The sequence below is a fragment of the Kitasatospora sp. NPDC127035 genome (assembly GCF_042726075.1).
Classification (GTDB): domain Bacteria; phylum Actinomycetota; class Actinomycetes; order Streptomycetales; family Streptomycetaceae; genus Kitasatospora.
Window position 1 is genome coordinate 191,473 of sequence record NZ_JBHXDN010000003.1, and the last position, 10,673, is coordinate 202,145.

Below are 10,673 nucleotides of genomic sequence, written 5' to 3' on the forward strand. Positions count from 1 at the left end.
GTCCCTACGCGTGGTGGGTGATCTGGATCAGGTTGCCGCAGGTGTCGTCGAGGACCGCGACGGTGACCGGCCCCATCTCCTGCGGCTCCTGGGTGAACCGCACCCCGAGCGCGCGCAGGCGCTCGAACTCCGCGGGCACGTCCTCGACCGCGAACGAGGCGGCCGGGATGCCGTCCCTCACCAGCGCGGTCTTGTACGGCTTCACGGCGGGGTGGCCGTCGGGCTCCAGCAGCAGTTCGGTCCCGTCCGGGTCCTCCGGCGAGACGACGGTCAGCCAGCGGTCCGCACCCACGGGGACCTCGGTCTTCTTCACGAAGCCCAGCGCGTCCGTGTAGAAGCGCAGGGCCTTGTCCTGGTCGTCGACGAAGACGCTGGTCAGGTGGATCCTCATGGGGTTCTCCGGGACATCGGGCCTGAGCCACCGTGCCACGGCGCACCCAGGGAGGCTTAGGCGTTCCGACCATGAAACCGGGTGTCCCGGCCCCGCCCGGCCAACGACACGGGCCGCCCCGGCCGACGACGCGATCCCCCCGCCGCACCGGCCCGCGCCACTTGATCGCGTACTGCCCAAAGGGGCATACCTAACGTTCGGTCGGGCAGCGGGCCACCCCGACGCCGAGTCGGCGACATGCTGCCGCAATGCCCCGTTCACGTTTCCGCGGGCTGCGGGCGCAGCGTCTCCGACCAGCGCTGTCGCGTGCACCTCACGTCGCAACAACCACCCCCATCGGCAGAATCCGCCCGAATCGGACCATCTCCCCCATTCCTCCACCAACCAGATCCCGGCGAACTTCAAACATGCAGCCTCGCGGCAATCGGCAGATGGAACCGCCCACTTGACGCTAAATCCCGACGAAGATTCACTTCTGGGCGACGGGAAGCGGGCCTCGGATTCCACGGGATCCGCAGGGCTTTCCACCGCGACCCGTCGAGCACCGTTCCATGAATCGCCCGGTTCGCCGGCTGTCGAAGGGATTTTCCATGAAGCTCGTGCATTTCGTGAGGAAGGCCATGCCGGAGAAGAGCCTGAAGGCCTACGCCTGGTACCGCTGGATCTGACCGTCCGGCCCCCTTCCTGATTCGTGCCCGGCGGACTCGAACCCGCCGGGCACGATCCGTTCACGAGCCGGCCGCTCACCCCTGGAGTGCAACCGATGTCCCTGTCCAGCACGGGAAGAAACGCCCGGGTCACCGTCTTCGCACCGCGGATCGAAGAACTCCTCCGCACGCACCGCGGGGCGGACCTCTTCCGCCTGGAGCGCGACACCGTCGGGGTCGCCGGCGCCGACCTGTTGGACGGCCTGCTCCGCGCCAGGCCGGCCAACCCCGAGGAGCGGCCCACCTTCAAGCCCGTCCTGGGGAGGCAGATCGGCCGGACGGACGCGTCGGCCCTCATGCAGGCCGTGTCGTCCGACGTCCGGGCCGCGCTGAAGAAGCCCCTGGACGAGACGGACGACCTCACGGGGAGGTGGCCGCACGCCCCCCACGTCCACCTCCGGGACCTCGTCTTCGGTCGGGAGAGCCTGCGTTTCAGAATCCTCGTGGACCGAAAGCTGGAACTCACGCCCAAACTGACCTGGATGGCCGTCGCGGCGGGCACCGCCATGCTCGGAAAGCCCGGGACGGAAATCCCGCTCTCCCATCTGGCGGCCCGGGTGATGGAGGCCGATTCGTACGCCGACCGGCGCTACGCCATGTATTTGTACCGGCGGGTCGCCGCTCCGATCTGCTTCACCGTGGCGGCACTCGTCACGAACGCGGTCTGGCTGGGTTCCCCGTTCGACGACGACGTACCGAACCGGGACATCCTGTGGGAGACGCTGCGGCTGCTGCCCCCCTCCTGGAACATTCTCCGGGTGGCCTCCCCCGAGTTCCACGCCCTGGACGACCGGATCGGGGTGCGGGACGACATCCTGATGCTCCCGCTGCTGAGTCACCGCGACCCCCGACTCTGGGACGCCCCCGACGAGTTCCGCCCGCAGCGGTGGGCCGAGCTCGACCCCGAGAGCCACCCCGGGTACCTCCCGTTCGGGCACGCCAACGAGCGCTGCTGGGGGCGGCACATGGTGCTGCCGCTGGCGGAACGCCTCCTCGACATCGTCCGTCGCGACGGGCTCGTGGTGAGCCCCGACCAGACCGTCGGGAAGGTCGAACTGGACGGCCTGCTGGAGGTCTCCGGCGTCCGGATGGTCCGCCGCTGACCCGGTCCGGACCTGATCCGATCCGATCCCCGGTCCTGCGCCGGGGCGCCACCCGGCCGACCGTGAACTTCCGCCCCTCCGGCCCGTCCTGCCACGGGCCGCACGCCGAAGGCGCAGCCCGAGGCTTCGCACCAGGACTGCGCACCAGGACTGCGCACGGGACTGCGCGCCGGATCGCGGGCCACGCACGCCGGGCCAGGGGTTACCAACGTCCGCACACGCTCGTTTCCCGGGGTGTGAAGACCCGAGCCTCCGCCTCCGCCGCCGTCGCGGCCGTCCTGCTGTCCGTAGGCCTCACCGCTGCCGCCGTGACCGCGACGACGACCGCGACCGCCGCCGAAGTCGACACCGGAGCCGCCGCCGCAGCCGATGTCGAAGCCGTCACCAGCCTCCGTCTGACCGTCACCCACGGCGCGACCCCCGTCGCCGGCACCCCGCGCCTCGCCACCCTGGAGTGCCCGCCCGGCAGCGCCACCACCCATCCGGACCCGGTCACGGCGTGCCGCCTCGTCGACGCGGTCGACGGCGATCTCGACCGCCTCGACGTCGACCCCGGCATCTGCACCGCCGAGTACGACCCGTACACCGTCACCGCCTCCGGCACGTACCGGGGCCGGCCGCTCTCCTTCCGGCGCACCTACGGCAACCGTTGCACCCTGGCCCACACCACCGGCGCCGTCTTCGCCTTCTGACCCGGCGGGCGGACCCTCCCTCGACGGCCCCGGCCCACGCCCGCCACGGGCGGGGCCGGGGCCGCCGCACGTCTCCCCCGGCCCCGGACCGAACCCGCCCCGGCCCCTCCGCCGGGCCCCTCCGTCCCCCGGGACCGCGTCACCCACCTGCGGATCCTTGCTTCGCCTGCTATCTTGCTGTGCATGGTACCTGGTATGACAGACCCTGACGGGGCCGGCGCAGCCGACGGGTCGGTGGCCACCCAGCTGCGCAAGGGAGTGCTGGAGTACTGCGTGCTGGCCCTGCTCCGGGACGGCCCGCGCTACGGCGTCGAGCTGCTCCAGGAGCTCGGCCGGTTCCCGATGCTGGCGACCAGCCAGGGCACGATCTACCCCCTGCTGTCCCGGCTGCGCCGCACCGGCCTGGCCGACACCTTCCTCCGCGACTCGGCCACCGGCCCGTCGCGCCGCTACTACACCCTCACCCCCGCCGGCCGGAGCGCGCTGGAGGAGTTCGCCACCCTGTGGCCCGACTTCCGCACGGCCGTCGACCACGTCCTCACCCCGGGAGAGCAGTCATGAACACCCCGATGGAGCACCCGCTGGTCCTGGCCTACCTCGACGAGATCACCCGCCGCACCACCGCGTTGCCCGCCGAGCGCCGCCGCGAACTCCTGGCCGACCTGCGCGAGCACGTCGAGGTCGCGCTCGCCGAGCACGGCCACGGCCACGGCCCCGTCGACGACGGTGCGGTGCGGCAGGTCCTCGACCGGCTGGGCCGCCCGCAGGAGGTGGCCGGCGCCGCTCTCGCCGAGGAGGGCCAGGGGCGGCCCGAGCCGGAGAGCGCCGTCCGCACCCACCTCACGCTCGGCCTCGTCCTCCTCTCGCTGCCGCTGCTGGTCGTCCCGGCCGTCGGGCCCGTCCTCGCGACGGCTGCCGCCGTCACCGCCCTGGTCAGGATCTGGCGGTCCCCCCAGTGGGACCGCCGGGAGAAGAGGCAGGCGACGCTGCTGCTGCTCTCACCGGTCCTGGTCACGCCCCTGGTCGCGGGCGCCCTCTCGATGTCCTCGATCGGCCTGGGCCCGCTCGCCGTCCTCGCCGCCTGCCTGGTCGGCGCCTGCCTGCCCGGCATCGCCGTGATCCGGCTGGCCCGCTCCGCCGCCCTCCTCCGCGCCGACACCGGCCGAAGCGGCGGCGGCAGCAGCGGCAGTGCCGTGACCGTCTGACCCCCGGCCGCCCCGCCACCGCTGTCGCGCCCGCCCGCCGACGCGGCCCCCGCGGGCGAACCGGTGCAGCCGGTGGACGCGGACGACGTGGTCATCGGCGCGGCGGAGCTCGGTGAGGTCGTCCGGCACGGCACCGACCGGGCCACCGGCCGAACCGCCCGGGGGCGCGGCCCTTCAGGACCCGCCCGACTGCCGCCGCGATCACGGCCTGTGGAATGCTCTTCCCTTCCACCACACCGGGGACAGGGGAGGCCATGGCGGTAGCGGAGCTTCTGCAGGACCACGACGAGCGGGCGTGGCGGAACGCCCACCGCCGCCACCGCTGGGGCGTGAACCTCCTCGGGGTACTGGCGGTCGTCGGGTGGATCTGGGCGATCGGCCTCGCCTTCCTTCCGGTCGCGGCGGGCAGTAGCAGCTCGACCGGCTGCGGGTCGCCGGCGCTCGTCGACGACTCCCCGCGCACCTACTCCCGCGAGCGCTGCGCCCGCGTCATCGACGGGCGCATCCGCGGGGCGGTCGGCCTCACGGTCCTGACGGTCCCGCTCTCCGCGGCGTGGATCTGGGGCGCGGCCACCCTCCGCCTCCAGCGCCTCGCGGACACGGCCACCGCCGAGCGGTAGCCCCCGGGGGACGACAGGGCCCGGCGGGACAGGGCACAGCACCGGCACCGGCACCGGCACCGGCACCGGCACCGGATTTCCCCGACGCCGCGGCGGCTGCGAGGCTGGACCCGATCCCCCCGCCACCGGCCGACCGTTTCCCCACAGGAGCAGCGACGTGCACGACCTTTCGTACGACGACATCAAGTCCGCCGCCGACCGGATCGCGGGGCACGTGCGCCCGGTCGCGATAGCCCCGGGGCCGGACGGGGTGTGGCTGGCGCTGGAGCACCTCCAGCACACCGGCTCGTTCAAGGCGCGGGGCGCGCAGAACTTCCTCCGGGCCCACCGCGAGGCCGGCACCCTCCCCGACGCGGGGGTCACCATCGCCTCCGGCGGCAACGCCGGCCTGGCCTGCGCCTGGTCCGCCCTCCGCCAGGGCGTGCGGGCCACCGTCTTCCTGCCCGCCAACGCGCCGCGCGTGAAGGTCGCCCGGCTCCGCTCGTACGAGGCCGACGTCCGGCTCGTCGGTACGGAGTACGCCGAGGCGCTGGCGGCCTGCGAGGAGTTCGCCGCCGCCTCGGGTGCGCTCGCCAGCCACGCCTACGACCACCCGCTGATCGCCGCCGGGGCGGGCACGCTGATGGAGGAGATCAAGCAGCGGATCCCGGACCTGGACACGGTGGTGGTCGCGGTCGGCGGCGGCGGGCTGTTCGCCGGGGTGGCGACCGCCGCCCGGCAGCACGGCGTCCGCACCGTGGCGGTCGAGCCGGAGAACTGCCGCGCGCTGGACGCCGCGATCGCGGCCGGCGCGCCGGTGGACGTCACCGTCGACTCGGTCGCCTCCGACTCGCTCGGCGCCCGCCGCGCCACCTCCCTGGCCGTGCGGGCCGCCCGCCGGGGCGACGTCCGCCCGGTGCTCGTGCCGGACGGCGGGATCGTCCGGGCCCGCCGGGCCCTGTGGGACGACCACCGCCTCGCGGTCGAGCACGCCGCCGCCACCGCGCTCGCGGCCCTGCCCGCCGCCTCCGACCCGGCCGCCGGTCCCGGCACCGCCGCCTACCGGCCCGAGGACGGCGAGAAGGTCTGCGTCATCCTCTGCGGCGCCAACACCGACCTCCGCACCCTCACCGACGACGAGCGGGACGGGACCGACGGTCCGGTCAAGTAGCAACACCCGTCCGGCAGTTCACGTCGGATCGGCACGCGGGGTCGAGGGGTGTGCGCCCGGACGGGTCGGGTGCGCCACCCCTGCCCCCTGTCGCCTTCCGGAAAATTTAGGTAAGCCTTGCCTATGTTCTCTAGGATGCGATCCATGAAGAAGATCATCCGCACGTTAGCGGCCGTCACCGTCGGCCTGATCCTGGCCGCCCCCGGTGTCGTCGCGGCCCCGGCCACCGCCGCCACCGGCCCGTCGGAGAGCCCGTCGGAGAGCCCGGCCGGAAGCCCGGCCCGGCTCGAACTCCCGCGCCCCACCGGCGACCTCGCCGTCGGACGGGACACCCTCCACCTGGTCGACCGGAGCCGCAAGGACCCCTGGGTGCCCACCGAGGACCGGGAGCTGATGCTGTCGCTCTACTACCCGGCGGTCGCCCGCACCGGATCCCCCGCCCCCTACATGGCCGTCGCCGAGGCCAGGGCCCTGCTCACCGACCGGGGACAGCTCGGCGAGTACACCACCCCCGAGCACGTGGCCGCGACCCGCACCCACGCCCGCACCGACGCGGTGCCCCGGATCTCCGCCCACCGCTACCCGCTGGTCGTGCTCTCCCCCGGTTTCACCATGCCCCGCGCCGCGCTGACCAGCCTGGCCGAGGACCTCGCGAGCCGCGGCTACGTGGTGGCCGCGGTCGACCACGCCTACGAGTCGGACGGCACCGTCTTCCCGGGCGGACGGGTACTCACCTGCAAGGCGTGCGAGCAGGTGTTCCCCGACGGCTCGCTGCACCGGGTGTCCGACGGCCGGGCCCGCGACGCCTCCTTCGTCCTGGACCGGCTGACCGGCCCGCACCCGGCGTGGCGGTACTCCTGGCTGATCGACGCCCGGCACATCGGCATGGCCGGTCACTCCATCGGCGGCGCGGCGGCCTCGGCCACCATGGCCACGGACCCGCGGGTGGACGCGGGCGTGAACATGGACGGGACGTTCTTCACCCCGGTCCCCGAGGCGGGCCTCGGCGCTCGCCCCTTCCTGATGCTCGCCGGTGACCCCGCCCTGCTGCCGCCGGACTTCCCCGACACGTCCTGGGAGGACACCTGGCCCCGGCTGGACGGCTGGAAGCGCTGGCTGACCGTCACCGGGGCGGGCCATCCCGCCTTCACCGACTGGCCGGTGCTCGGCGACTCGGCCGGCTACCCGCACCCGGAGACCCCGCTCTCGGGCACCCGCTCGCACCAGATCACCCGGGGCTACGTCGGCGCGTTCTTCGACCTGCACCTGCGCGGCCTCGCGTCGCCCCGGCTGGACGGCCCGACCGCGGCCGACCCGGAGGTCGTGTTCCACCGCCCCTGAGGCACGGGCCGGGGGTGCCTGCCAACGCGGGCACCCCCGGCCGGAGGGACAGGGCGCCCCTCCGGGGCCTGCTGGAGCGGGCATCGCCTCGCCGTGAGCCTCGCGCGGGTGAGGGGCCACTCCGGGCCCGACGCCTGCGCCCGGCCCGGCGGCCGGGTCACTCCCCGTCGCCCCCGTCACCGCCCCGGTCGGCCGTGATCCCCCTCCCGCCCCGCCGCCGGCTCCGCCCGGACCGGCGCACCAACTCACCGGCGCCGAGCGTCACGGCGGCCACCCGACGCGCCCAGCGAGGCCCGCCGCGCTCCGCCCACACCACGCACGCGCACCCGCCGACGACCACCACCAGGATCCCCAGCAGCACCAGACCGATCATGCCTTCCCACCTTCGTACTCGCACGGTGCCGGCGATACTCCCAGACCGCGGCGAAAGCGCCTCACGCTTCCGGCCGCGTCTTCCCGTTCCGCGACTCGGCCACGCCCGCCAACCCCGCCGCACCCGTCCGCGCCTCGTCCGCCTCGCCTGCCGCGCCGGTCAACCCGTCGCCCAGCGCGCTGCGGCGGTAGAGCACCTGGCGGCCGTCGCGGGCACGGGTCAGCAGGCCCGTGGCGTGCAGGACGCGGAGGTGCTGGGAGACGGCGCTCGGGGTGACCCGGAGGCGGCGGGCGATCTCGACGGTGGGCAGGGGCTCGTCCAGGAGGCCGAGCAGCCGGGCCTTGGGCGCGCCGAGGAGCGCCACCAGCGCGGCGGAGTCCGGGGCCGGCGGCCGGAGCCAGAGCGTCGCCACGCCCCGGCTCGGGTAGGCGAGCGTCGGCGCCTCGTCCGGACCGACCGGGGGCGCCGGCTTGTGGGCGAAGACGGACGGCACGAGGAGCAGACCGCGGCCGGACGCCGCGACGTGGTGGTGGCTGATCATGTCGGCGATGTGCAGGGCCCCTTCGTGCCACCGCAGGTTCGGGTGCATGTCGGCGAAGAGCAGCCTGGCCCCGCCGAGGGCGAGCCGGCGCGCGCGGTAGGTCATGTCGGCCTCCAGCACCAGCCGCATCTGCGGCCACACCGGCCGGACGGCGATCTCCCAGTACTGGCCGAGGAGTTCGCAGAGGTCGTCGCGGAGGCCGGCGACCGGCGCGTCGGCGGCGTCGCCGGCGGCCGCGAGCAGGGGCGCGGGCAGCGGGTCCGGTGCGTGGGTGGCCAGCAGGTCGCGGCGGACCACCTCGGGGGCGGTCCGGCGGACGGCGGCCAGTTCGTCCTCGAAGGCCGGGGCGAAGACCACCGGGCGCGGCGTCAGGAAGTCCGGCACGGTGCGCCGCACGGCGACCAGGGAGAGCAGCAGACGGGTGTCGAGCGCGCCGAGGCGGCCGAGGACGGCCCGCCGCCACGGCAGGTGCAGCGCGGAGAGCCCCGGCTCGCGCAGGACCCGGAGGCTGAGCACGGTCTCGTGCAGGGGCGAGAGCGCGAAACGGGTGTCCGCGAGATCCTCGACGCCCAACCCGAAGCTGATCATTGAGCCCCACGCTACATCGGTTGGCGGCGGCGCGGGGATGCCGTGCACTTCGGGTATGACACACCTGGCAACCCGGACGCAGCGCCCCAACGCCCCGCTCGGGGCGGTGGTTTGAGGTGAGCCGCCGGCTTCTCCTGCTCCTGTCGCTGACCTGCGCCGTCGGCGTGGGCACCCTCTACTTCCCGCAGGCGATCACCCCGTTGGTCGCCGACGGCCTGGGCGAGCCGACCGACGCCGCCGCCCTCGTGGTGACCGCCACCCAGATCGGTTACACGGTCGGGATCTTCCTGCTGGTCCCGCTCGGCGACCGGCTCCCGAACCGGTCGCTCCTCGTCACCCTGCTCGGCCTCACCGGCATCGCCCTGCTCGCCGCCGGCTGCGCCCCGGTCCTCCCCGCACTCGTCGCCCTGAGCGCCGTCATCGGCGTCACCACGGTGGCCGCGCAGATCATCTCGCCGATGGCGGCCGGACTGGTGCCCGCCGACCGGCGCGGGTCGGTCGTCGGCACCCTGATGAGCGGGTCGATCGGCGGCATGCTGCTGGCCCGCACCTTCGGCGGGACGCTCGGCGAGTGGCTGGGCTGGCGCGCCCCGTACCTGGCGGCCGGCACCGTGGTCCTGCTCCTCGCCGCCGTCCTGGCCCGCGTCCTGCCGGCCGGAGCCGCCCCGCCGGCCTCGCACCGGCCGTACCCCGCGCTGCTGGCCGAACCGCTGCGCCTGCTGCGCACCGAACCGGAGCTGCGCCGCTCGTGCTTCTACCAGGCCACGGTCTTCGCGGGGTTCTCGGCCGCCTGGACGTGCCTGCCGCTGCTGCTCACCGGCCCGGCGTACGGGCTCGGCGCCCAGGCGGTGGGCCTGCTCGCCCTGGTCGGTGCGGCGACCATGGTCTGCACCCCGCTCGCCGGGCGTCTGGCGGACCGTCGGGGGCCGGACCCGGTGAACCTGGTCTGCCTGGTCGGGACCCTCGCCTCCGCCGGGGTGCTCGCCGCGGGCGGGTGGGGCGGCGCGGCGGGCATGACGGCCCTGGTGGTCGGCACGCTGGTGCTGGACGTGGCGATGCAGTCGGGCATGGTGGCCAACAAGACCCGGGTGTACGCGCTCCATCCCGACGCCCGGGGGAGGCTCAACACCGCCTACATGAGCTGCGCCTACCTGGGCGGCAGCGCCGGGTCCTGGCTCGGGCTGCGTGCGCACGACCGGGCGGGCTGGCCGGGTGTGTGCACGCTCGTCGCGGTACTCGCGGCCCTCGCCCTGGCCCGTCACCTGCTGCCGCCGCGCCGGGACCGGACCGCGGCCGGGCGGGCCGCCGGGACCGGAACCGCCGCCGGCGCGACCGCTCCGGCCGACGCCACGCCGGCCCGGCCGGCCTGATCACGGCCGGGCACCTCCGTTCTCACCGGGTGGAACAGGGGGTTCCGCTCACGGAGGTTCCTGACAGACTGTGCCCCACATGCGCCCGACACCACGGGCCCGTACCCAGCGACCGTGCCAGGAGGCCGACATGACCGCGCCCAGCACCACCAACACCGACATTCGCGACGCCGGAACACCGGGTGCCGTGCGGACCTCCCTGGTCAGCGGTGTCATCGGCGGCGTGATCGGAGCGGTGATGAGCGCGGCCGCCAACTACCTGATCGTCGGCACCCCGGACGACGAGACGGCGAACGCCGTCAACCACGCCGTGTCCGGCCTGATCAGCGGGTTCATGGCCGGCTTCGTCGGCCTGCTGATCCACCAGCGCAAGGCGGCCTCCGCGGCCCGTGCGCGGTAGCACCACCCCGGCGGCCCGGCCCCGGTGGCGCGAACCCCGGTGACACCGCCTCGGTGACGCGGCCGCGCCCCGCCGAACGCCGCGGCGGGGGGGGCCCCCCCACCGCCCCCCCCACGAACCCCCCCGGGGGGGGGCCGAGCACGAGTACCACACGGTGGTAGTGTAAAAAGCACGAGCCCGACAGCTGGAGGG

At 74.6% G+C, this 10,673-nt stretch carries 13 protein-coding genes; 10 read left to right on the forward strand and 3 right to left on the reverse strand.

Annotation, left to right across the window (positions count from 1 at the left end; all coding sequences use genetic code 11):
- Window positions 1-4: 4 nt before the first annotated feature.
- Window positions 5-391: a VOC family protein gene (locus tag ACFWIC_RS02810; protein ID WP_329947977.1), complete on the reverse strand. Its 387-nt coding sequence runs from the start codon at window positions 389-391 to the stop codon at window positions 5-7.
- Window positions 392-981: 590 nt separating this feature from the next.
- On the opposite strand from ACFWIC_RS02810, the gene ACFWIC_RS02815 reads away from it, so the two are divergent.
- From ACFWIC_RS02815 to ACFWIC_RS02850, 8 genes are all read left to right on the forward strand, one after another.
- Window positions 982-1,059 (forward strand): tryptorubin family RiPP precursor, encoded by a 78-nt coding sequence (locus ACFWIC_RS02815; protein WP_380515314.1) that lies wholly within the window; start codon window positions 982-984, stop codon window positions 1,057-1,059.
- 95 nt (window positions 1,060-1,154) lie between these two features.
- On the forward strand, window positions 1,155-2,201 hold the full coding sequence (locus ACFWIC_RS02820) for a cytochrome P450 (protein ID WP_329947976.1): 1,047 nt from the start codon (window positions 1,155-1,157) through the stop codon (window positions 2,199-2,201).
- A 236-nt stretch (window positions 2,202-2,437) separates the two neighbouring features.
- On the forward strand, window positions 2,438-2,893 hold the full coding sequence (locus tag ACFWIC_RS02825) for an SSI family serine proteinase inhibitor (protein WP_380515257.1): 456 nt from the start codon (window positions 2,438-2,440) through the stop codon (window positions 2,891-2,893).
- 195 nt (window positions 2,894-3,088) lie between these two features.
- Window positions 3,089-3,454 carry a PadR family transcriptional regulator gene (locus ACFWIC_RS02830; RefSeq protein ID WP_329877377.1) on the forward strand — a complete coding sequence of 122 codons (366 nt, stop codon included), beginning with the start codon at window positions 3,089-3,091 and terminating at the stop codon, window positions 3,452-3,454.
- Entirely contained in the window at window positions 3,451-4,098 is a 648-nt protein-coding gene (locus ACFWIC_RS02835) for an HAAS signaling domain-containing protein (RefSeq protein ID WP_329877374.1), read from the forward strand. The genes ACFWIC_RS02830 and ACFWIC_RS02835 overlap by 4 nt, the downstream gene beginning before the upstream one ends.
- Before the next feature lie 254 nt (window positions 4,099-4,352).
- Window positions 4,353-4,718, forward strand: coding sequence for a hypothetical protein (locus tag ACFWIC_RS02840; protein ID WP_329877372.1), 366 nt, complete (start codon window positions 4,353-4,355; stop codon window positions 4,716-4,718).
- A gap of 157 nt (window positions 4,719-4,875) precedes the next feature.
- Window positions 4,876-5,868, forward strand: coding sequence for a serine/threonine dehydratase (locus ACFWIC_RS02845; RefSeq protein WP_380515261.1), 993 nt, complete (start codon window positions 4,876-4,878; stop codon window positions 5,866-5,868).
- Between the two features lie 144 nt (window positions 5,869-6,012).
- Window positions 6,013-7,209, forward strand: a complete 1,197-nt coding sequence (locus ACFWIC_RS02850) for an alpha/beta hydrolase family protein (protein ID WP_380515263.1) — start codon at window positions 6,013-6,015, stop codon at window positions 7,207-7,209.
- A gap of 157 nt (window positions 7,210-7,366) precedes the next feature.
- Here ACFWIC_RS02850 and ACFWIC_RS02855 read toward each other — a convergent pair whose 3' ends face one another.
- On the reverse strand, window positions 7,367-7,582 hold the full coding sequence (locus ACFWIC_RS02855; RefSeq protein WP_380515265.1) for a hypothetical protein: 216 nt from the start codon (window positions 7,580-7,582) through the stop codon (window positions 7,367-7,369).
- Window positions 7,583-7,643: 61 nt separating this feature from the next.
- Window positions 7,644-8,711, reverse strand: coding sequence for an ArsR/SmtB family transcription factor (locus tag ACFWIC_RS02860; protein ID WP_380515267.1), 1,068 nt, complete (start codon window positions 8,709-8,711; stop codon window positions 7,644-7,646).
- Between the two features lie 116 nt (window positions 8,712-8,827).
- Here ACFWIC_RS02860 and ACFWIC_RS02865 point away from each other — a divergent pair, with 116 nt between their 5' ends.
- Both ACFWIC_RS02865 and ACFWIC_RS02870 read left to right on the forward strand, forming a co-directional pair.
- Entirely contained in the window at window positions 8,828-10,081 is a 1,254-nt protein-coding gene (locus tag ACFWIC_RS02865) for an MFS transporter (RefSeq protein ID WP_380515270.1), read from the forward strand.
- Between the two features lie 130 nt (window positions 10,082-10,211).
- Window positions 10,212-10,481, forward strand: a complete 270-nt coding sequence (locus ACFWIC_RS02870) for a hypothetical protein (protein WP_380515273.1) — start codon at window positions 10,212-10,214, stop codon at window positions 10,479-10,481.
- The last annotated feature ends 192 nt before the right edge of the window (window positions 10,482-10,673 follow it).